Annotated in this window: 21 protein-coding genes and 2 tRNA genes; 15 read left to right on the top strand and 8 right to left on the bottom strand. The window is 68.9% G+C overall.

Going from position 1 to position 19,564, the window contains the following annotated elements; all coding sequences use genetic code 11:
• Positions 1-20: 20 nt before the first annotated feature.
• Positions 21-1,220 (top strand): crosslink repair DNA glycosylase YcaQ family protein, encoded by a 1,200-nt coding sequence (locus tag AB0L97_RS09215; RefSeq protein WP_364426885.1) that lies wholly within the window; start codon positions 21-23, stop codon positions 1,218-1,220.
• Positions 1,221-1,230: 10 nt separating this feature from the next.
• Here the strand turns inward: AB0L97_RS09215 and AB0L97_RS09210 are convergent, their stop codons facing one another.
• Positions 1,231-1,674 (bottom strand): hypothetical protein, encoded by a 444-nt coding sequence (locus tag AB0L97_RS09210; protein ID WP_356961457.1) that lies wholly within the window; start codon positions 1,672-1,674, stop codon positions 1,231-1,233.
• 148 nt (positions 1,675-1,822) lie between these two features.
• On the opposite strand from AB0L97_RS09210, the gene dapA reads away from it, so the two are divergent.
• Both dapA and AB0L97_RS09200 read left to right on the top strand, forming a co-directional pair.
• A complete protein-coding gene (gene dapA, locus AB0L97_RS09205) occupies positions 1,823-2,731 on the top strand; it encodes a 4-hydroxy-tetrahydrodipicolinate synthase (RefSeq protein ID WP_364426881.1) in 909 nt (302 codons plus the stop codon).
• Positions 2,728-4,686, top strand: a complete 1,959-nt coding sequence (locus tag AB0L97_RS09200; protein ID WP_364426878.1) for a ribonuclease J — start codon at positions 2,728-2,730, stop codon at positions 4,684-4,686. Before dapA ends, AB0L97_RS09200 begins: the two co-directional genes overlap by 4 nt.
• 63 nt (positions 4,687-4,749) lie before the next feature.
• Here the strand turns inward: AB0L97_RS09200 and AB0L97_RS09195 are convergent, their stop codons facing one another.
• Positions 4,750-5,307 (bottom strand): hypothetical protein, encoded by a 558-nt coding sequence (locus tag AB0L97_RS09195; protein WP_355070182.1) that lies wholly within the window; start codon positions 5,305-5,307, stop codon positions 4,750-4,752.
• A 26-nt stretch (positions 5,308-5,333) separates the two neighbouring features.
• The gene (locus tag AB0L97_RS09190) at positions 5,334-5,714 is read right to left on the bottom strand and encodes a DUF4189 domain-containing protein (RefSeq protein WP_356961462.1); all 381 of its coding nucleotides are present in this window, start codon (positions 5,712-5,714) and stop codon (positions 5,334-5,336) included.
• Positions 5,715-6,124: 410 nt separating this feature from the next.
• Here AB0L97_RS09190 and AB0L97_RS09185 point away from each other — a divergent pair, with 410 nt between their 5' ends.
• Together AB0L97_RS09185 and AB0L97_RS09180 are read left to right on the top strand one after the other, a co-directional pair.
• Positions 6,125-6,748: a TIGR03085 family metal-binding protein gene (locus AB0L97_RS09185; RefSeq protein WP_364426873.1), complete on the top strand. Its 624-nt coding sequence runs from the start codon at positions 6,125-6,127 to the stop codon at positions 6,746-6,748.
• Between the two features lie 117 nt (positions 6,749-6,865).
• Positions 6,866-9,472, top strand: coding sequence for a DNA translocase FtsK (locus AB0L97_RS09180; RefSeq protein ID WP_364426870.1), 2,607 nt, complete (start codon positions 6,866-6,868; stop codon positions 9,470-9,472).
• Positions 9,473-9,478: 6 nt separating this feature from the next.
• Here AB0L97_RS09180 and AB0L97_RS09175 read toward each other — a convergent pair.
• Both AB0L97_RS09175 and AB0L97_RS09170 read right to left on the bottom strand, forming a co-directional pair.
• Positions 9,479-9,555: transfer RNA gene (locus AB0L97_RS09175), tRNA-Leu, on the bottom strand.
• Positions 9,556-9,585: 30 nt separating this feature from the next.
• Positions 9,586-9,658 (bottom strand) — tRNA-Trp (locus AB0L97_RS09170).
• 671 nt (positions 9,659-10,329) lie between these two features.
• Between AB0L97_RS09170 and AB0L97_RS09165 the strand changes: the two genes are divergently transcribed.
• Positions 10,330-11,310, top strand: a complete 981-nt coding sequence (locus AB0L97_RS09165; RefSeq protein WP_355070191.1) for a TerC family protein — start codon at positions 10,330-10,332, stop codon at positions 11,308-11,310.
• A gap of 4 nt (positions 11,311-11,314) precedes the next feature.
• Here AB0L97_RS09165 and AB0L97_RS09160 read toward each other — a convergent pair whose 3' ends face one another.
• Together AB0L97_RS09160 and AB0L97_RS09155 are read right to left on the bottom strand one after the other, a co-directional pair.
• Positions 11,315-11,599 carry a YciI family protein gene (locus tag AB0L97_RS09160; RefSeq protein WP_355070193.1) on the bottom strand — a complete coding sequence of 95 codons (285 nt, stop codon included), beginning with the start codon at positions 11,597-11,599 and terminating at the stop codon, positions 11,315-11,317.
• 25 nt (positions 11,600-11,624) lie between these two features.
• Positions 11,625-12,191, bottom strand: coding sequence for an amino-acid N-acetyltransferase (locus tag AB0L97_RS09155; protein WP_355070195.1), 567 nt, complete (start codon positions 12,189-12,191; stop codon positions 11,625-11,627).
• Between the two features lie 142 nt (positions 12,192-12,333).
• Between AB0L97_RS09155 and pgsA the strand changes: the two genes are divergently transcribed.
• The 5 genes from pgsA (at position 12,334) to AB0L97_RS09130 (ending at position 16,128) form a co-directional block, all read left to right on the top strand.
• A complete protein-coding gene (pgsA, locus tag AB0L97_RS09150; protein ID WP_364426864.1) occupies positions 12,334-12,993 on the top strand; it encodes a CDP-diacylglycerol--glycerol-3-phosphate 3-phosphatidyltransferase in 660 nt (219 codons plus the stop codon).
• Positions 12,990-13,517 (top strand): nicotinamide-nucleotide amidohydrolase family protein, encoded by a 528-nt coding sequence (locus AB0L97_RS09145; protein WP_356961469.1) that lies wholly within the window; start codon positions 12,990-12,992, stop codon positions 13,515-13,517. The genes pgsA and AB0L97_RS09145 overlap by 4 nt, the downstream gene beginning before the upstream one ends.
• Positions 13,518-13,629: 112 nt before the next feature.
• A complete protein-coding gene (locus AB0L97_RS09140; protein WP_364426860.1) occupies positions 13,630-14,079 on the top strand; it encodes a helix-turn-helix transcriptional regulator in 450 nt (149 codons plus the stop codon).
• A gap of 199 nt (positions 14,080-14,278) precedes the next feature.
• A complete protein-coding gene (locus tag AB0L97_RS09135) occupies positions 14,279-15,100 on the top strand; it encodes a PspA/IM30 family protein (RefSeq protein ID WP_355070202.1) in 822 nt (273 codons plus the stop codon).
• Positions 15,101-15,237: 137 nt separating this feature from the next.
• Positions 15,238-16,128: a hypothetical protein gene (locus tag AB0L97_RS09130; protein WP_355070204.1), complete on the top strand. Its 891-nt coding sequence runs from the start codon at positions 15,238-15,240 to the stop codon at positions 16,126-16,128.
• A gap of 10 nt (positions 16,129-16,138) precedes the next feature.
• Here the strand turns inward: AB0L97_RS09130 and AB0L97_RS09125 are convergent, their stop codons facing one another.
• The gene (locus tag AB0L97_RS09125; protein WP_067809022.1) at positions 16,139-16,339 is read right to left on the bottom strand and encodes a hypothetical protein; all 201 of its coding nucleotides are present in this window, start codon (positions 16,337-16,339) and stop codon (positions 16,139-16,141) included.
• Positions 16,340-16,583: 244 nt separating this feature from the next.
• Between AB0L97_RS09125 and AB0L97_RS09120 the strand changes: the two genes are divergently transcribed.
• The 4 genes from AB0L97_RS09120 to AB0L97_RS09105 all read left to right on the top strand — a co-directional run bounded on the left by AB0L97_RS09120 (position 16,584) and on the right by AB0L97_RS09105 (position 19,543).
• Positions 16,584-18,101: a phosphatase PAP2 family protein gene (locus tag AB0L97_RS09120; RefSeq protein WP_364426857.1), complete on the top strand. Its 1,518-nt coding sequence runs from the start codon at positions 16,584-16,586 to the stop codon at positions 18,099-18,101.
• Between the two features lie 166 nt (positions 18,102-18,267).
• Positions 18,268-18,435 (top strand): hypothetical protein, encoded by a 168-nt coding sequence (locus AB0L97_RS09115; RefSeq protein WP_355070207.1) that lies wholly within the window; start codon positions 18,268-18,270, stop codon positions 18,433-18,435.
• A 79-nt stretch (positions 18,436-18,514) separates the two neighbouring features.
• Positions 18,515-19,138, top strand: a complete 624-nt coding sequence (locus tag AB0L97_RS09110; RefSeq protein WP_355070209.1) for a PRC-barrel domain-containing protein — start codon at positions 18,515-18,517, stop codon at positions 19,136-19,138.
• Positions 19,139-19,369: 231 nt separating this feature from the next.
• Positions 19,370-19,543 (top strand): hypothetical protein, encoded by a 174-nt coding sequence (locus tag AB0L97_RS09105; RefSeq protein WP_355070211.1) that lies wholly within the window; start codon positions 19,370-19,372, stop codon positions 19,541-19,543.
• Positions 19,544-19,564: the final 21 nt, after the last annotated feature.

Here is a 19,564-nt window from a genome sequence, read left to right as displayed (position 1 = left end):
CCATGGCATCGTTGTCGGTTATGCGGAAGATGGGTGCGGCGGCGGCGCGGCGAACGGCGTTGGCGGCGCAGGGCTTCGGGGCGCGCAAGCCCGGTCGGATCACGCGGCGGACGGTGCTCGGCGTGCTGGACCGGACGCAACTGCTGCAGCTGGATTCGGTGTCGGCGGTGGTGCGGGCGCATTACGCGCCGGTGTTCAGCCGGATCGGGCCCTACGACCGCACGCTCCTGGATCAGGCCGCGTGGAGCAACGGCTCGCGGCGGCCACGGTCGCTCGTCGAGTATTGGGCGCACGAGGCCGCGCTCATCCCGGTCGAGGACTGGCCGCTGCTGCGCTGGCGGATGCGGCGCTACGAGCACGGGCGCTGGTCCGGCATGCGCAAGGTGGTCGAGCGCAATCCGACCTTGGGCAAGGACATCCTGGACGTGATCACCGCGGTGGGCCCGGCCACCGCGGGTGAGGTGGAGCGTCACCTGGAGCTGGACAAGCCGCGGCCGAAGGGCTCCTGGTGGAATCTCAGCGATACGAAGATGATCTGCGAGCAGCTCTTCGCGGCGGGCGCGCTGTCTGTGGCCACGCGTGTGGGGTTCACCAGGCACTACGACCTGACCGAGCGGGTGCTGCCCGCCGAGGTGCTGGCACGCGACGTCACCGAGCAGGACGCCGTTCGTGAGCTCGTGCTGCGTGCCGCCACCGCGCACGGCATCGGCACCGAAGCGGACCTGCGGGACTACTACCGCCTCCAACGCACCCAGACCGAACCCGCCATCGCCGATCTGGTGGACGCGGGCGAGCTGATCCCGGTGGAGGTGGCGGGCTGGGGGAAACCGGCTTATCTGCGGGCGGGCACTTCCACGCCGCGTCGCATCGAAGGCGCGGCGCTGCTGTGCCCGTTCGACCCGCTCATCTTCTTCCGCGCCCGCACGGAGCGGATCTTCGACTTCCACTACCGCATCGAGATCTACACCCCGGAACACAAACGGGTGCACGGATATTACGTCTTCCCGTTCCTGCTCGACGGCGAACTCGTGGGCCGCGTCGATCTGCGGGCGGAACGCGCGAACGGCCGGTTGTGGGTGCCGGCCGCGTTCGCCGAGCCCGGCTACGACACTCCGGCCACCGCGCAGGCCCTCGGCGGCGCGCTGCGCGAGCTGGCGGACTGGCTCGAACTGGACGAGGTCGCGACAGGCGATCGCGGCAATCTCGCCGCATTGCTGTAGCGCGTTCGGGTCAGATGTCTCGTTTGGGCCCGTACCCGCGCATCTGATCGCGCAATGCTCCGTGGACGGCGCTCGACAGCCACGAGTTCAGGGACTGGCCACTCTGTGCGGCAGCCTCTTCCGCACGCGCCTTCATCTGTTCCACCAGCCGCAGCGTGACCCTGCTGATGTCCCCGGTCATCTCCTCGAAGGAGGGGCTCTGCTCGCCCACCGTGCTCTTGCGCACATCGATGGAGGCGTCGGTGCCGTCGACCGAGACGTGCACCGTGCGGTCGCCGAGCGCGGCGCTGACCTCGGCGGCGAGGTCCGACAGCGCGGCGAGCAGCACCAAGCGGGCCGGGCCTTCCGTCGCCGCGGCCAGTGCGGCCGCCGTGGCCTGCGTCTTCTCGTCACCGAGCGCCGCGGCGGCGATCAGGCTCTCGCGCAGTTGGCCGGTGTACTTGTTCAAATCCATGATGTCAGTGTGACGTCATGAATGACATCAGGCAAGCGGCGAAATGACATCATCTCACCGTCGTCGATATGGATTCGCGTCCTTGTTGCGGCCTGATCGCCGACGACGGTGTCGAGGGCGTGTCCCCGACCGGGTAGCCTTTCTGACCATGAAGAACGGTGAATCGACGCCAACGGAGCTGCGTGCGTCCGGCACGGTAGGTGTCGCTATGGTGACCCCCTTCAGCGCCGACGGCAAGCTCGACGTCGATGCCGGGGTCGCGCTCGCGGCCCGCCTGGTCGACCGCGGCGTCGACCTGCTCGCGATCTCGGGAACCACCGGTGAATCGCCGACCACCACCGAATCGGAGAAGGCCGATCTGCTGCGCGCCGTCGTCGACGCCGTCGGCAAGCGGGCGACCGTGATCGCGGGGGCGGGCACCTACGACACCGCCCATTCGATCGAGCTCGCGCGCAACGCGCAGCGGGCGGGTGCGCACGGTTTGCTCGTGGTGACGCCGTACTACTCCCGGCCCTCGCAGGAGGGACTGATCGCTCATTTCACCGCCGTCGCGGATGCCACCGATCTGCCGGTCACGCTGTACGACATCCCCGGACGGTCGGTGGTGCCGATCGCCAGCGACACCATCCGCAAGCTCGCCGAGCATCCGCGCATCGTCGCGGTCAAGGACGCCAAGGGCGACCTGAACATGGGCGCCGAACTCATCGCGAGCACCGGTCTGGCGTTCTACTCCGGTGACGACGCGCTCAACCTGCCCTGGCTGTCGGTCGGCGCGGCCGGATTCATCAGCGTCATCGGACATCTCGCGCCCGAACGGCTGCGCGCGCTGCTGGAGGCGTACACGGCGGGCGAGGTCGTGCGCGCCCGCGAGATCAACACCACGCTGCTGCCGCTGCACGCCGCGATGGCCAGGCTGGGCGGCGTCGCGATGAGCAAGGGTGGTTTGCGGCTGCTCGGCGTGGAGGTCGGCGAACCGCGCCTGCCGCAGCTGATGCCGACCGGTGAGCAGCTGGAAGCGCTCGCCGCGGACCTGCGAGCGGTCGGAGTGCTTTCGTGAGCGAGTCCCTACCCCGTCGCCGCCGTCGCGGCGCGTCCCGTCCCGCCGGAGCGCCCGCCCCCGCCGAGCACACGCCGCCGGAAACCGTCGCGCTGCCCGAACCGGCACTCGACGAGACGACGGTGCCCGCCGTTTCAGTCGAGCGGCCCGCGCCCGTGCAGGCGCGTCGAGAGACCAGGACGCAGGATGCGGGATCCCGGCGAGCGGGCCGTGGACGGGGACAGTCCGGTGCGCGGCGGGTCGAAGAGCCTCCGGCGCAGGCGGATCCGATCGCCGCGCACGACCGGCTCGGCGCTCCGCCCGCCCTCCCCGAGAACGGCCTGCGCGTGGTCGCCCTCGGCGGCATCGGCGAAATCGGCCGCAACATGACGGTTTTCGAGTACGGCGGCCAACTGCTGATCGTCGACTGCGGCGTGCTGTTCCCGGAGGACCAGCAGCCCGGTGTCGACCTGATCCTGCCGGACTTCCGCCCCATCGAGGACCGGATCGCCGGCGTCGTGGCCGTCGTGCTCACGCACGGGCACGAGGACCACATCGGGGCGGTGCCGTTCCTGCTGCGGCTGCGGCCCGACATCCCGGTCGTCGGCTCGAAGTTCACCCTGGCGCTGGTCGCCGCGAAGTGCCGGGAACACCGCCTGCACCCGAAGCTCATCGAAGTGACCGAGGGGCAGCACACCGCGCACGGCCCGTTCGGCTGCGAGTACTTCGCCGTCAACCACTCCATTCCCGACGCGCTCGCCGTCGCCATCCGCACGCCGGCCGGCGTCGCCCTGCACACCGGTGACATCAAGCTCGACCAGCTTCCGCTGGACGGGCGGCTCACCGACCTGGCCGGATTCTCCCGGCTCGGTGACGAGGGCGTCGATTTGTTCCTGGTGGACTCCACCAACGCCGAGGTCCCCGGCTTCGTCACGCCGGAGCGCGAGATCGGCGGCGTGCTGGACTCGGTGATCGGCAAGGCACGCGGCCGGGTCATCGTCGCGTCCTTCGCCAGTCACGTGCACCGCATCCAGCAGGTCGTCGACGTGGCCCAGAAGTACGGGCGGCGGGTGTGCTTCGTCGGCCGCTCGATGGTCCGCAATATGCAGATCGCCCAGGATCTGGGCTATCTCACCGTGCCGGAGGGCGTGGTCGTCGACCTCGACGTCGCCGCCACCTTGCCCGGCCATCGCTTGGTGCTGATCTCGACGGGTTCGCAGGGCGAGCCGCTGTCGGCGCTGTCGCGGATGGCGCGCGGCGACCACCGGCAGATCAACATCCGCCCCGACGACCTGGTGGTGCTGGCCTCCTCGCTCATCCCGGGGAACGAGAACTCGGTGTTCGCGGTGGTCAACGGCCTGGCTCGGCTCGGAGCCACGGTGATCACCCAGCAGAACGCCAAGGTGCACGTCTCCGGGCACGCCTCGGCGGGCGAGCTGCTGTACCTGTACAACGCGGTGCGTCCGACCAACGCGATGCCGGTGCACGGCGAGTGGCGCCACCTGCGTGCGAACGCGGCGCTGGCGGTGGCGACCGGGGTGCCGCAGGAGCGGGTGGTGCTCGCCGAGGACGGCGTGGTGGTCGACCTGGTCGACGGCATAGCCTCGGTCGTCGGACGGGTGCCGGTGGGACACGTCTACGTCGACGGGCTTTCGGTAGGCGACGTCGGGGAATCGACGCTGTCGGACCGGCTGGTGCTCGGCGAGGGCGGTTTCATCGCCATCACCGTCGCCATCGACGAGACCACCGGCAAGGCGGTGAGCACGCCGGAGCTGAGCGGACGCGGCTTCTCCGACGATCCCACCGCACTGGTCGATGCGGCCGAACTGGTGGAAGCCGAACTGCTGCGGCTGGCGGGCGAGGGCGTCACCGACACCCACCGCATCGCGCAGGGCGTGCGCCGCGTAGTGGGCCGTTGGGTGGCCGATACCTACCGTCGTCGTCCGATGATCGTGCCGACCGTGATCGGCGTCTGACCTTCCGCACAGCGAAAAGCGCCGGGCAGCTCAGCTGCCCGGCGCTTCTCACGCGGTAGCGGCTTACTCCTGGCAGGCCGCGGACTCGATCTTCGCGCTCTTGACGATGTTGCAGGCGAAGGTGTGGTCGACCTTCCACTGGCCGCCCTCGGACACGAATTGGATGAACGCGCTGTCCACCGGGGTGCCGTCGATGGTGACCTTGGCGTCGGCCTTGAGCTTGCCGTCCTTCGGGTCGCCCACGTTGGTGACCTCGACGGTGACCTTCTGCTTCTTCGCGGCGTCGACGAGGTTGGCGACCAGATAGGGATCCTGCTCGGCGGCCTGGATCCAGCTGATCTTCTCGGTGTTCGGCACGTTCGGGTCGAACGCCTTCTGCAGCCGCTCGTTGAGCTGCTGCGTGGTGGGCTTCGGCAATACGGGCGAGGACGGCGTGGTCGGCGCGGAGCCTGCCTCCTTGTCGCCCTTGCCCGAGCCGCCCTCCAATTCACCTGCGGGGTGCCCGGGAGCGGCGCTGGTGCTCGGAGACGAGGAGTCGTCATTGGAGGCGCAGGCGGTCAGCGAGCAGGCCAGTGCGGTGAGGACGACGGCCACGGTGGTCCGGAAAGTGCGGTGCTTCACGTTGTTTCCTTCTCGAATTCCGGGCGTCAGCCGTGGTTGGACGTGCAGTTCCAGTGCACGATGTAGGCATCGGAATCGTTGTGCGCCAAGGCTTGCCCCTGCGCGCTGCGCCGCGACGACGCGTACCCCCAGCTCCAGGTGCCGGTGCCGCTGGAGTACGCCACGGCGCCGCAGCCGTTGCGGAACCAGACCACCGACTGGCAATCCCCTGCGCCACAGGAGCTGATCGCGCGTTGCTCCGCGGCAGCCGAGTTCGGGTAGTCGTAGGAGTACCCGATCAGACCGGTGGAGGTGGACAGCGCGATCGCGCCGTAGTTGTTGGTGTAGGCATTCGCGGCGGGCGCGCTGACAGCCAGCGCGGCACCTACCGCCGCGAGCGCGGCCACACCGGTAGCAAACTTCTTCACGAGGATTTGCCCCTTCTTGTCATTGGCCCACGACCCGATGGACCGAGTGACAAGGTACAGAGCCGATTCTCATTACGCTAGCCGGAGATTTCCCGGCAGGGAGAGCCGCGAATGCCATGCTATGGATGCACGTCGATCGGCGTGGCGCCAAGTGTGGCCCACGGTCGGCTGCCTCGCAACCCGGAGGCGGAACTCACGCTGCCTTTTTGTGCGGTGAAAACCGCTGAACCGCAAGGTCGTAACGATCCGGTTCCGGATGAGGCCGAGGTGCGGCAGTGTTCGGTTTCCGCGGTCGGCCGCGCGCTGCGGTCAGATCCCGGTGGGGGATCGGCTGGTGGCGCGGCGGTTGCGGTGATCGCGGTGCGTCGCGCCGCGCGGCGGCATGGCCGAGCGGTCGGTATGTTCAGGGTGTGACTATGGCACAGCGGGAACGCCGGGGAGTCGTCGAGGCGATGGAGGCCGCGGGACCGGACGCGCGGACGCTCTGCGGTGCGTGGACGGTGCGGGACTTGGCCGCGCACTTGGTGGTTCGCGAACGGCGGCCCGACGCCGCGCCGGGCATCCTGCTGAAGCCGCTTGCGGGGTATCTCGAGCGCGTGCAAGCGAAGGCGGCGGGCAAGCCGTTCCCCGAACTGCTGGAGCTGGTGCGTACCGGCCCACCGTGGTGGTCGCCGCTGCGACCGGTCGACGCCGTGGTCAATCTGTCGGAGATGTTCGTCCATCACGAGGACGTGCGCCGCGCCGAGCCCGGTTGGCAGCCACGTGAACTGCCCGCGGCCGACGAGGAACAGCTGTGGTCGGTGCTGCGCAAGATGGCCAGGATGGCCTACCGCAAGGCGCCGGTCACGGTGGAGCTGGCGACGCCGGACGGCAGGCGCACGGTGGTGCGGTCCGCCGCCGAGGACGTCGTCACGCTGACCGGCAAGCCGTCGGAACTGGTGTTGCATGCCTTCGGCCGGGACGAAGTGCGGCTGGAGACCGCCGGATCTCCCGAGGCCGTTCGGGCGGTACTCGAGTCCGACCGGTCGTTCTGATTTCCGCGCCGCCATCCCGTCGCGCGGGACCGGGGGATCGGCGAAAAGCCGCCAGAGGCGCAACGGCGCCAGTGTTGCGGATGGTCCGGATGGGGCGATTGCGGCTAGCCTGGGGCCATGGCAGGTAAGTCCCGCAGCACCACGACCAGTCGGGCGCGGGCGGGATCGGCGCGGGGGAGGACCACTGCGGCGCGGTCTCGCGCGGCCACGCCCCGCACGGCCACGCCCCGCACAGCCACGCCCAGGGCGACCGCCACGCCCCGCCGACGCGCCACCGCCGCCCGGCGCCCGGCGCGCCGTCCGTCCGACACGGCTCCGCTGACGGTGATCACCCGGGGTATCGGCAGCGGCTGGACCATGCTGGCCCGCGGGCTCGGCGCCACCACACGCGCCCTGAGCCGTGCGGGCGAGATCGAACACGGACATCGGCGCGACGGCGTAGCGCTGGCGCTGATCGCGGTGAGCGCCGTGATAGCGGCGGCGGTCTGGTTGTCGGCAGGCGGTCCCATCGGCCACCTGGTCGAGGACGTGATCCGCGCGATCTCCGGATCGGCCTCCGCATGCCTGCCGTTCGTCGCCTCCGGAATCGCCGTCGTCCTGATGCGCACCGAACCGCGCCCCGAGATCCGGCCGCGGCTTGTGCTCGGCGGCCTGCTGATCGGCCTGCCCGTCCTCGGGCTGTGGCACATCGCCGCGGGTGCCCCCACCGACGCGCACGGGCGTTCCCGCGCAGCCGGTTTCGTCGGCTTCGTGACCGGCGGGCCGCTGACCGACGGCCTCACCGCCTGGCTCTCGGTCCCGATCCTTTTGCTGGCCATCGTCTTCGGCGCGTTGCTGGTGACCGGGACGACGGTGCGCGAGGTCCCCGCCAAGCTGCGGCGCTACCTCGGCACCGAGACAGGTGGCGACGAATACGGCGAATTCGACGGTGAGCGCAGGGACTACGACCCGGCCGACTACGACGCCGACGGATTCCCGGTGCATCGCGCCACCGCCAAGCGGCGCGGTCGCACGCCCGCGGAGAACTACCCGCCCGACGAGTTCGGCGATCCCGACGCGGTCACCGAGTCGCTGGGCGAGCCCCCGCTGCGCGACGCCAAGCAGATCGGGGCCGAGGAACCCGCGCCGAAACCGAAGCCGAAGAAGCAGCGTCCCGCCGCGGTGGTGGAGGATCAGACGCCACCGCCGCCGAAGCAGCTGGAGTTCGTCACCGACCGTGAGGTCGAAGGCGACTACACGTTGCCGCCGTTGTCGCTGCTGACCGACGGGGATCCACCGAAGAAACGCAGCGCCGCCAACGAATCGATGATCGAGGCGATCACCGAGGTGCTGGTGCAGTTCAAGATCGACGCCGCGGTGACCGGGTTCGTGCGCGGCCCGACGGTGACACGCTACGAGGTCGAACTCGGGCCCGGCGTGAAGGTGGAGAAGATCACCGCGCTCGCGCGTAACATCGCCTACGCCGTCGCGACGGAGAACGTCCGGCTGCTCGCGCCGATCCCCGGCAAGTCCGCCGTCGGCATCGAGGTGCCCAACGCCGACCGCGAGCTGGTCCGGCTGGCCGACGTGCTCAAGGCGCCCTCCACGCGTACCGACCACCATCCACTGGTGATCGGTCTGGGCAAGAACATCGAGGGTGAGTTCGTCTCGGCGAATCTGGCCAAGATGCCGCACCTGCTGGTCGCCGGTTCCACCGGTTCGGGTAAGTCCAGCTTCGTGAACTCGATGCTGGTGTCGCTGCTGCAGCGGGCGACGCCGGACGAGGTACGGATGATCCTGATCGATCCGAAGATGGTGGAACTGACGCCGTACGAGGGCATTCCGCACCTGATCACGCCGATCATCACCCAGCCGAAGAAGGCCGCGGCCGCCCTGGCCTGGCTGGTGGAGGAAATGGAGCAGCGCTACCAGGACATGCAGGCCAACAAGGTGCGCCACATCGACGACTTCAACAAGAAGGTGAAGTCGGGGGCGATCACCGCGCCGCTGGGCAGCGAACGGGTGTACCGGCCCTACCCGTACATCCTCGCCATCGTCGACGAGCTGGCCGATCTCATGATGACCGCTCCGCGCGACGTGGAGGACGCCATCGTCCGCATCACGCAGAAGGCTCGTGCGGCCGGCATCCACCTCGTGCTGGCCACGCAGCGGCCATCGGTGGACGTGGTAACCGGTCTGATCAAGACCAACGTGCCCTCCCGGCTCGCCTTCGCGACCTCCTCGCTGACCGACTCGCGCGTCATCCTCGACCAGCCCGGCGCGGAGAAGCTGATCGGCATGGGCGACGGCTTGTTCCTGCCGATGGGGGCGGGCAAGCCGACCCGGTTGCAGGGTGCGTTCATCAGCGACGAGGAGATCCACGGCGTCGTCGACTTCACCAAGAACCAGGCGGAGCCGGAATACCAAGAAGGCGTCACCGCCGCGAAGGCGGGCGAGAAGAAGGACGTCGACCCCGATATCGGCGACGATCTCGACGTCTTCTTGCAGGCGGTGGAACTCGTGGTCACCTCGCAATTCGGGTCCACCTCCATGCTCCAGCGCAAGCTGCGCGTCGGCTTCGCCAAGGCGGGACGGCTGATGGACCTCATGGAGACCCGGGGCGTGGTCGGCCCGAGCGAGGGGTCCAAGGCGCGCGACGTGCTGGTGAAACCCGATGAACTGGAAGGGTTGCTGTGGTCGATCCGCGGCGGCGGGGACGGCGGCGACTCCGACGAGTCGGAGTGATCCGGCTGGTTCCCTCGGCGAGATTCGAACTCGCATCTACCGGAATCTAGGTCCGGCGCCTCTACCGATTGGGCTACGAGGGATCGGTCGGGGTTCCGACCTGAAGGATTGGGCACGGACGGAGGGATTCGAACCCCCGGCCCGCGGTTTTGGAGACCGCTGCTCTACCGGCTGAGCTACGTCCGTTCGCACGAAAAAGGGGTCGCTCCTGGCGATTCGCCGCGGAGTGACCCCTTTCGATACGGTCTGCGAAAGACACGTTCAGGGGCGGCTCCGCGCGGCTCGCCAGGAGACGGACCAGGCCGATAGCGCGGCGCCGGTGCGCGAGACATCGCTCGGCGACACCTGTCGCTCCGCCGTCCCGGTCATCGTCTCGCCTTCCTGTGGTCTGATCTTCGCCGGCTCAGAAGGTAACACCGGATGTCGGTGTTGGGAACCGCTTTTCCCTAGCCGACGACCCTACCCGGTCAGTTCTTCCGTGCCTGAAGGGTATAGCTCAACGGTAGCCTTTCCGGGTGCCGGGTCAGCCGCCATTCACCGTCCCGGCCCGTTGTCATCAGGCCGGGCAGCGCGTTCCACGGAACACTGCGATGTTCGACCAGGCCGGTCAGCGTGAGGTCCGCCGCGGCAGCGCGGTCACGACCTCGCCGAGAGGTTCCGTTCGTGCGTGGTGGTCCGGCTGAACCAGGCGTCGGTCTCGAAGTAGGCGGTGCGGTAGTCGTCGGCCACGAACGTCGACGGTGGCACGAACGGCCGAGTGAACGCATGTGGAATTATGGTCGGCAATCACCTCGCTATCGCGCAGTAACGGACAAATCGGGCATTATGGACATCATGTTCCTCGATCGGCACGCCGCATGCACGTAACCGCACTCGAATGGGGGATCACCGTCGTGGTGATCCTCGGCCTGTTCGTCTTCGACTTCTACGCCCACGTGCGCACTCCGCACGAGCCGACGTTCCGGGAATCCGGCTTCTGGTCCGGGGTCTACATCGGGCTGGCGCTGCTGTTCGGCGGCGTGGTCGCCTGGCAGTGGGGTTCGACCTACGCCGGGGAGTACTACGCGGGTTTCGTCACCGAGAAAGCGCTCTCGGTCGACAATCTGTTCGTCTTCCTGATCATCATGTCCACCTTCGCGGTGCCGCGGATCTACCAGCAGAAGGTGCTGCTGATCGGCATCGTGCTCGCCCTGGCCATGCGCGGCGCGTTCATCGCCGTCGGCGCGGCCGCGATCGGCGCATTCAGCTGGGTGTTCTACCTGTTCGGCATGTTCCTCGTCTACACCGCGGTCAAGCTGCTGCGCGAGAGCGGCCACGAGGTCGAGGTCGAGGAGAAACGAGACAGCCGGATCGTCGCACTGGCCAAGCGGGTCCTGCCGACCACCGATGAATACGACGGCGACAAGCTGGTGACCAGAGTGGACGGACGCCGGGTGGTCACGCCGTTGTTGCTGGCGCTACTGGCCATCGGGTTCGCCGACCTGCTCTTCGCGCTGGACTCCATCCCAGCCATCTACGGACTGACCGAGCAGCCGTACCTGGTCTTCACCGCGAACGCGTTCGCGCTCATGGGCCTGCGGCAGCTGTACTTCCTGATCGGCGGATTGCTCGACCGGCTGGTGTACCTGTCCTACGGACTGGCGGCGATCCTGGCGTTCATCGGCATGAAGCTGGTGCTGCACGCCCTGCACGAGAACACGTTGCCGTTCGTCAACGGCGGCGAGCACGTCGCGGTCCCGGAGATCTCCACGTCGGTCTCGCTGGGTGTGATCCTGGTCATCCTGGTGGTCGCGACGGTCGCCAGCCTGCTCCGCACGCGGGTCCGAGCGGACCGGTAGCCGCTCAGGGCGCGAAGGCGCCGAAGACGGGAGCCCATTCCACGGCGCGGACCTCGTCGATGAGGTTCGCGCGGGCGAACGGGTCCTGGGCGAGCAGGTCCTTCAGCTGTCCCGCGTCCGGCGAGCGGAAGAGCAGCAGCGCTCCGGACCCGTCCGGGTACGGACCGCTGCTCAGCAGGGTGCCCGACTCGAGCAGCCCGGCCAGCCAGGCTCGGTGCTCGGGTCGGTGGACGTCGCGGTCTGCGGCGGTGGCCTCGGAATAGGCGTAGTGGACGGCGAAGATCGGCACGGGTATCGCTTCCTGTGGGTTGGGCTCAGAGCGTCAGCAGCATCCGAGTATTGCCGAGAGTGTTCGGCTTCACATAGCTCAAGTCGAGGAACTCGGCCACGCCGGTGTCGTAGGAGCGACACATCTCGGCGTACACCTCGGCGGTGACCGGCGTGCCGTCGATCTCGACGAAGCCGTGCCTGCCGAAGAACTCCACCTCGAAGGTCAGCACGAACAGCCGTTCCAGCTCGAGTTCGCGCGCCACCGCGACGAGACGTTGCACGATGAGCTTGCCCACACCGCTGCCCTTGACGTCGGGATGCACCGCGACCGTGCGCACCTCCCCGAGATCGGCCCACAGCACGTGCAGCGCGCCGCAGCCGACCACGCGGCCGTCGAGTTCGGCGACCCAGAATTCCTGCACCGCCTCGTAGAGGGTGACCAGGTTCTTCTCCAGCAGGATGCGGCCGGCGTAGACGTCGACGAGGCGTTTGATCTCGGGCACGTCGGAGGTTCGCGCGCGTCGGACGACCGGGAGGGAGCTCTGCGCGGCCGAAGCCGCGCCCGGATACGCGTCGCTGGTCGAACCACCTAGTGGTCCCCGAGAGGTCATGGGGTGCACAGTAGTCGGCTCGGCTACCGATAGTCTGAACGTGTGCCGCAGATCCACTCGTCCAACTCACCGCATCGCGCCGGGCGGCGCGGCGGTCCGACGAGGCGGCCGTGAGCGAGCCGATCGCCGGTGAGGCGATGGCATGAGCGTGCAACCCGACGAGACGGACCGCCCCTGGAGCGCGCCCGCCCCGATCCGTCCCGGCTTCGCGCCCGCGCAGGCCGAGAGCGGCCCTCCGCTGCTGAACATCGCGAACGTGCTCACCATGTTGCGCATCGCGATCGTGCCGCTGTTCGTCGTCGCGCTGTTCGCCGGAGATGGTCACCAGACCGGTTGGCGGATCGCCGCCGCGGCGCTGTTCGGCCTCGCCGCGATCACCGACCGGTTCGACGGGCAATTGGCTCGCAAATACGGGTTGGTGACCGATTTCGGCAAACTGGCCGATCCCATCGCGGACAAGGCGCTGATCGGGTCCGCGGTGATCGGCTTGTCCGTGCTCGGCGACCTGGCCTGGTGGATCACGTTGGTGATCTGCGGCCGGGAGATCGGCGTCACACTGCTGCGTCTGATCGTCGTGCGGCGCGGAGTCATTCCCGCAGGGCGCGGGGGAAAGCTCAAAACACTGGTCCAGTCGGTGGCCATCGCCATGCTCCTGCTGCCGCTGTCGGGCTGGGTCGCCGGTATCGGCATGCTGCTGATGTATGTGGCGGTCGCGCTGACCGTGGCCACCGGCCTCGACTACGTCGGTCAGGCGGCCCGGGTGTGGTTCGCGGGCGGCCCGGGGCGGAACCGCGGCGCATGAGCGATCCGCTGGTCGCCGACGTGCCCGCCATCGATCTCGTTCGTGCGCTGGTGACTGTGCGGCAAACGGTAGCCACCGCGGAATCGCTGACCGCGGGTCTGCTCGCCGCGACCATCGCCGGGGTACCGGGCGCCAGTGCCGTGCTGCGCGGCGGGTTGGTGGTCTACGCCACTGACCTCAAGCACAGCCTCGCGGGTGTCGACGCGGAGGTCCTCGCGGCCGAAGGCCCGGTGGCTGCGAGCACCGCCGAACAGCTGGCCGTCGGCGCGCGCACGCGCTGCGGCGCGGACTGGGGTGTGGGGCTGACCGGCGTGGCGGGCCCCGATTCCCAGGACGGGCACCCGGTCGGCACGGTCTTCCTCGGACTGGCCGGTCCCGGGCACACCGAAGTGATGCGGTTGAAACTCCCCGGCGACCGGTGGACGATCAGAATCGGTGCGACGCGCACGGCGGTGGCGGAATTGCTGCGGTGTGTGCGGGAGGCGGGCACGGACCCGGCCGACCGCGTCGGGCGGAGCGGCTGAGGTGCTTCCGGCGGGAACCATCCACCCCGGTTCCGACGTTGTGCCAGAAAGAACGGCATGCGTGGGGTCGGCGATCGCGTCAGCCCCGCGACCGGGAGCGAAGGAGAACGAGATGACGCTGCTGCGAGAGGCGATCGGGGACAGTCTGCGGCGTGCGCGTCTCGCCCAGAGCCGGACCTTGCGCGAGGTGTCGACATCGGCGCGAGTGAGTCTCGGCTATCTCTCCGAAGTCGAGCGGGGTCGCAAGGAGGCCTCCAGCGAACTGCTTGCCGCCATCTGCGAAGCGCTGGACGTCCCGCTGTCGCGGGTGCTGTGGGATGTGAGCACGATCATGGCCGGTGTCGACGCGGCGACGGCCGGCGCGCCCGCGGACGAGGCCGCGGCCGCCGCGGCCGAGCCGGAGCGGACGGCGGCCGAGTCCGCCGCGCAGGCCGAGTCCGCATCCGCGGCGGCAACCATGTCGGCCGACGCCGCGGCGCGGCCGCTGCCGCTGGCGGAGGACACCCGGATCGTCATCCCGGCTCCGCGATCGGACATGTTGGTCCTGGTGAAAGGTGCGTGACCGGCGACGAGTTGCGGCCACGGCGGCAACGCTGCGGGCCGGTGCGGAAAGCGGATAGATTCTCCGTAGGCGTCGGTTGGGCCGGGTTCGCCCGGCCCTGGTGCCACATGGTGGAGGATAGGCACATATCGGGTGCGTGACGGTCGCGCACTGGAGTCGCGCCGGAGCGCGGCATGTCAGATGGAGGCGGGATCAATCGATGGCTAATCCGTTCGTCAAGGCCTGGAAATACCTGATGGCCCTCTTCGACGCGAAGATCGAGGAGCACGCGGATCCGAAGGTCCAGATTCAGCAGGCTATCGAGGAAGCCCAGCGGCAGCATCAGGCCCTTTCGCAGCAGGCCGCCTCGGTCATCGGCAACCAGCGTCAGCTGGAGATGAAGCTGAACCGGCAGCTGGACGAGGTCGAGAAGCTCAACGCCAACGCACGTCAGGCCGTCCTGCTGGCCGATCAGGCCACCGCGGCGGGCGACACCGAGAAGGCGATCCAGTACACCAACGCCGCCGAGGCGTTCGCCGCGCAACTGGTCACCGCCGAGCAGTCCGTCGAGGACCTGAAGGTCCTGCACGACCAGTCGCTGCAGGCGGCCGCCCAGGCGAAGAAGGCCGTGGAGCAGAACGCGATGCTGTTGCAGCAGAAGGTCGCCGAGCGCACCAAGCTGCTCAGCCAGCTGGAGCAGGCCAAGATGCAGGAGCAGGTCTCCGCCTCGCTGCAGCAGATGGATTCGACGCTGTCGGCGCCCGGCAGCACGCCGAGCCTGGACGCGGTGCGCGAGAAGATCGAGCGCCGCTACGCCAACGCGCTGGGCGCAGCGGAACTCGCGCAGAATTCGGTGCAGGGCCGCATGCTCGAGGTGCAGCAGGCCAGCATCCAGATGGCCGGGCACAGCAAACTGGAGCAGATCCGCGCGTCCATGCGCGGGGACCAGTTGCCCGCCGGTGGCGCCCAGCCCGCCATCAATCCGGCACAGGCGGGTTCGGCACAGCCGCAGATGAACAAGGGACAGGCCGCGCAGCAGTAGCCGCCTCCGGGTGTTCGGCGAACACGTGTCGGTGGGGGCTGGTTCACTGGAGGACAAGGCGTGGGGACCCGACCGGCCGGCCGTCGGCCGAGTCGGGTCCCGGTCTGTCCGATGTGTGCAACCGGTGGAGAGAAGGTATGAGCGGCAGTGCATTTCGCGAGCGTCGGCCCGAAACGCGGCGCCTGCGCGGGACGGCGATGATCCGGGCCCAAGCCGCGCTCGCGCCACAGCCGGGCAGCCTGCCGGACAGTCTTCGCGAAGTCGGTGAGAACGCGCTCGTCGCCGTGCGGCGCTGGGCCGATCCACGGGAGCGGGAGCTGCGCCGCCGCCGCAGGGCCCGCCGTCGCACCTTCCAGCTGGGCACGGTGTCCGGCCTCACCACAGTGGGAACCGTTGGCCTCGTCGCCCTTTCGGCGCCGGTGTGGGCCGTGGTCGTGGTCGGCGGCGGCGCGGTGGCACTGGTCACCGGCGCGGCGCTGAGCACTCGTCGCTATCTGCGACTGCGGGGAGCGCCGCTGCCGCATGCGGCGTTCCTCCCGCGTAAGCAGCCACCGGTATGGTCGAACGCCCGGCCGTCGATCGCGCGTCTGGTGCGCGCGGAGAAGGCCTTGCACGGCTTGGGCGTTCAGATCGCCCGCTCGCATCGGCTGCCCCCGGACGAACTGGCCGACATGCTCGAGACCGCCGCCTCGGGCGCGGCGGCGCTCCATGCGCTGGCTGCCGATATCACGGCGATGGAACAGGGGCTCGGGGCCATCGGAAGCGCGAATTCGCCCGCGGCGGTGGCGCTCACCGAGAATCTGCGGCTGATCCTGGCCAGGCTCGACGCGGGCGTCACGGAGTACGAGCAGGTGGTGGCCGCGGCGGGCCGGATTCTCGCGGTGCCGGAGACCACCGTGGTGCGGCACAACTTCGACACCATCGTGGCGGATCTGCGCCACGCCTCCGACCGGCTGGACGGGTGGGCGCAGGCCCTCATCGAGGTGGCCGACAAATCGGTGCCCGCGTCGCCGCGGCCACCGATCTGATCCGGGCCGGTCAGCTCGGCCGGTCCCGGCGGCGAAGTTCCTCGGCCCTGGCCCGAAACGCCGCGCCGACGAGTTCGCGGCTCTCGGCCATGAGGTCGAGCACTTCCCACGACGCTTTGCGGGCGGCCGATCCGACGATGCCCGCGATCGCCGAACCGTGCCGCCGGGCCGCGGCCGCGAGTTCCTGTGCCAGCTCGTTCGTCTGTTCCATCGGGGTCCCGGCCGTCAGAGGAGATTCAGTGCATGACTGTGTGCTGATTGGGGTGTCTGCGTCATTGGATCGTCCCTTCCCTGTTGTCGCGCAGCGCCGTTTGGCGTTGAAGATCAGAGTACATCCGTGCACTGAAGTCGCATCGGTCTCGACCGCGCCGGGGATCCGGCGCACGCCTGAGCACTCGCGTCCGCATGGAGCGGTCGTGTGGGCGCGGCGCTCGAGCGGTCGGTAGGCTGCGGCGATGCGGTTTCTCTCGACTCGCGAACGCGACGGTGGGGTGATCGGGATGACGAGCAGCCTGGATCGCTGGCTGGTCGGCCGCAGTGCGCGCGTGCGTGCGACTCCTGCGGACCGGGCATTGAAGGCATTGAGCACCGCCGCCGACAAGAGTCGCTTGTGGATGGCGCTCGGGGCGGTCCTGTTCGTCGCCGGAGATCGCTCGGCCCGGCGCGGCGCGGTGCGCGGGTTGCTCGCGCTGAGCATCGCCAGCGGCGTGGCCAACGGTGTGGCCAAGCCGCTGTTCCCGCGCCGTCGTCCGCCGGACGAATCCGTTCCGTTCGTGCGCAGGCTGGTCGCGCCGCCGGTCTCGTCATCGTTCCCCTCCGGGCACGCGGCCTCCGCCGCGGCCTTCGTGACGGGCTTGGCGCTGGAATCGCCCGCGGCGGCCGTCGCGGTGGTCCCGGTCGCCGCCGCGGTGGGATATTCGCGTGTGCACATCGGCGTGCACTGGCCCTCCGATGTGGTCGCGGGCGCGCTGTTCGGTAGCGCGGTCGCACTGGTCACTCGGCGGTGGTGGGCGGTGCGCGACGACGAACCCGCCGCGCTCGGTCCGGTCGAACACATCGACCCGCTGCCGAAGGGCGCCGGATTGCTGCTGATCGGCAATCCGCACGCGGGATCGGGCGATGGCGACGACGCGCTCGCCGACCTGCGTGAGCGACTGCCCGCCGCCGAGGTGCTGGAACTGGGCGGCGACGATTTCGAGGAGCGGGTCGACGAACTAATGAGGCGCGACGATCTCCGCGCTCTCGGCGTCGTCGGCGGGGACGGAACGGTGTCGGCCGTCGCGGAGTACGCGGTCCGTCACCGGTTGCCGCTGGCGGTATTCGCGGGTGGCACGCTGAACCACTTCGCCAGGGACGCCGGAGTGGAGCGGACCGACGTGACCGTCGCCGGGCTGGAAGCGGGCGAAGCGGTGCGGGTCGACGTGGCGGGTGTCTGTTTGGACGGCGCCGAGCAGCGCACCTTCGTGAACACCGCCAGTCTCGGCGGTTATCCCGATTTCGTCCGTGTTCGCGAGCGCTGGGAACGGCGGATCGGCAAATGGCCCGCGGCGGGAATCGCCATGGTGCGCGTGCTGTTCCGCGCCCAGCCGCTGCACGTCACCGTCGATGGCGCCCACACCGCGCTCTGGATGCTGTTCGTGGGCAACGGCACCTACCACCCGGCCGACCAGATCCCCATGTCGCGTCCGGAGTTGCGCGGCGGCACCCTCGATGTCCGTTACTTGCGCGCCGATGTCCCGTTCTCGCGGCTGCGGCTGGTCTTCGCGACGTTCACCGGCACGCTGGAGTATTCGCCCACCTATCGGCACCGCAGGGTTTCCCGGGTGGATGTGCGGGTCGCCGAGGAGGCGGTGTCGCTGGCCACCGATGGCGAGGTCGACCATCGCGGCAAGGACTTCCGATTCACCAGCGGACCGTCGGCGCTGATGCTGATCAAGCGTGGGCGCGCGGGGAACTCGCAGCGAAATACATAACGAATAGCTATCAGATAGCTGTGTCGTCGCTTCTGGCGCGGCGTGTCGGCGAATTGGGTACTGAGCCTGGTTTGGTCGAGGAATGTACGGGTAGTTGCCATCATGTAGCTGATCATTTCCGGTCTCGTCTGGGGCCGGGCACATGCACTACTGGCAGGAGCACGTCATGCTCGATGTTTCCTACCGTCGATCGCTGCTCGACCAGGACACGCAGCGGCTGGACGTCAGCCGGTATCTGACGTGTGACAGCGCCGAGGACCCGGTGCGGCTGTCGCGCAGAACGCAGCGCGTCGTCGCGAGCCCCGACGTCACGGATCGACCCACCAGCGATTGAACTGCTTTTCCCAGCACGCGCGGTGGACAGCCGCGTTCTGTCGAGCTGCGCATCGCACGGACGAACTGCGGAGGAACCCATGACTGAAATGCTGGAAACGCTCATCGGCAGCTCGGTGTACGGCCCCGAAGGCGAGAAGATCGGCAAGGTCAAACGGGTCTACGTCGACAACAATTCCGGATCGCCCACCTGGATCGCGGTATCCACCGGTCTGTTCAGCGCCGACGCGTTGGTCCCGCTTGCGGGCGCCGAGCATCGCCCCGAGGCGGCCGTGTTGCAGGTGCGAGTCGGTAAGGACGCGGTCAAGGCCTCGCCGCAGCTGGACCACAACGGGCAGATCAGCCCACAGGCCGAGCAGGAACTGTTCGACCATTATCAGATCGATCCGGATCAGTCCGCCTGGGATGTCTACGGCAGGCAGCCGGTGCCGCAGCCGCCGCGCACCCGCCCCGCGATGACCCGCCCGCCGGAGCGGCGGACCGGGGAGCCGGGAGGCGTCGCCACCGCGCGTATGCGGAACAATACGGGTCCGGACGAGGAGACGTTGCGGATGCCGGCGTCCGGCGATCGGTCGCGCATGGGCCTGGATCCGATGGTCGACCCCTACGCGGTCGACACTGCCGATCTCGGTATGCGGGAACCGGATGGCATGCCGCACGACGATCCTCTGGCCGGCGAGTTGCCGGACGCCGAGCCCCGCTGATCGGCTCGTCCTCGACGATGGTGTGCGCGTCCTCCGACGCGCACACCATCGTGGCGTGTTCGGGACGGGAGATCTTCGGTCGGCGGCGAAACCCCGATCGCCGCGCGACAAGCGGGGCGCCGGCCTAAGGGGGAACCCTGATTTACACCCCGAAATGCCTCCCCACCTGGTGATTTCCGCTGATCCAAGTGCCATGCTCGAAGCGGAAACCGACTTCTTGGAGGCATCGAAATGTTGTGGAAGATCATCGGCATCGTCGCGGTCGTCTGGATCGCGCTGGCCGTCATCGGCGCGCTGATCAAAGGCCTGTTCCCCATCCTGGTGATCAGCGCCATCGTGTTCGGGCTGTACCTGCTGTACAAGGCGGTCTCGGGCTCGGACAAGTCGACGGTGAGCAAGCTGTAGCGAGCGGTGCCGCGATGCGGG

Origin of the sequence: Nocardia sp. NPDC051911 (assembly GCF_040681035.1) — a bacterium.
Taxonomy (GTDB): domain Bacteria; phylum Actinomycetota; class Actinomycetes; order Mycobacteriales; family Mycobacteriaceae; genus Nocardia; species Nocardia sichangensis.
This window is presented reverse-complemented; position numbering and strand designations above follow the sequence as displayed.

What these genes read in the sequence shown, in the direction of transcription:
- AB0L97_RS09215 (WP_364426885.1), top strand. Translation starts at nt 21, where the DNA reads ATGCGGAAGATGGGTGCGGCGGCGGCGCGGCGAACGGCGTTGGCGGCG.
- AB0L97_RS09210 (WP_356961457.1), bottom strand. Translation starts at nt 1,674, where the DNA reads ATGGATTTGAACAAGTACACCGGCCAACTGCGCGAGAGCCTGATCGCC.
- dapA (WP_364426881.1), top strand. Translation starts at nt 1,823, where the DNA reads ATGAAGAACGGTGAATCGACGCCAACGGAGCTGCGTGCGTCCGGCACG.
- AB0L97_RS09180 (WP_364426870.1), top strand. Translation starts at nt 6,866, where the DNA reads ATGGCAGGTAAGTCCCGCAGCACCACGACCAGTCGGGCGCGGGCGGGA.
- AB0L97_RS09165 (WP_355070191.1), top strand. Translation starts at nt 10,330, where the DNA reads ATGCACGTAACCGCACTCGAATGGGGGATCACCGTCGTGGTGATCCTC.
- AB0L97_RS09155 (WP_355070195.1), bottom strand. Translation starts at nt 12,191, where the DNA reads ATGACCTCTCGGGGACCACTAGGTGGTTCGACCAGCGACGCGTATCCG.
- pgsA (WP_364426864.1), top strand. Translation starts at nt 12,334, where the DNA reads ATGAGCGTGCAACCCGACGAGACGGACCGCCCCTGGAGCGCGCCCGCC.
- AB0L97_RS09145 (WP_356961469.1), top strand. Translation starts at nt 12,990, where the DNA reads ATGAGCGATCCGCTGGTCGCCGACGTGCCCGCCATCGATCTCGTTCGT.
- AB0L97_RS09140 (WP_364426860.1), top strand. Translation starts at nt 13,630, where the DNA reads ATGACGCTGCTGCGAGAGGCGATCGGGGACAGTCTGCGGCGTGCGCGT.
- AB0L97_RS09135 (WP_355070202.1), top strand. Translation starts at nt 14,279, where the DNA reads ATGGCTAATCCGTTCGTCAAGGCCTGGAAATACCTGATGGCCCTCTTC.
- AB0L97_RS09130 (WP_355070204.1), top strand. Translation starts at nt 15,238, where the DNA reads ATGAGCGGCAGTGCATTTCGCGAGCGTCGGCCCGAAACGCGGCGCCTG.
- AB0L97_RS09125 (WP_067809022.1), bottom strand. Translation starts at nt 16,339, where the DNA reads ATGGAACAGACGAACGAGCTGGCACAGGAACTCGCGGCCGCGGCCCGG.
- AB0L97_RS09120 (WP_364426857.1), top strand. Translation starts at nt 16,584, where the DNA reads ATGCGGTTTCTCTCGACTCGCGAACGCGACGGTGGGGTGATCGGGATG.
- AB0L97_RS09115 (WP_355070207.1), top strand. Translation starts at nt 18,268, where the DNA reads ATGCTCGATGTTTCCTACCGTCGATCGCTGCTCGACCAGGACACGCAG.
- AB0L97_RS09110 (WP_355070209.1), top strand. Translation starts at nt 18,515, where the DNA reads ATGACTGAAATGCTGGAAACGCTCATCGGCAGCTCGGTGTACGGCCCC.
- AB0L97_RS09105 (WP_355070211.1), top strand. Translation starts at nt 19,370, where the DNA reads ATGTTGTGGAAGATCATCGGCATCGTCGCGGTCGTCTGGATCGCGCTG.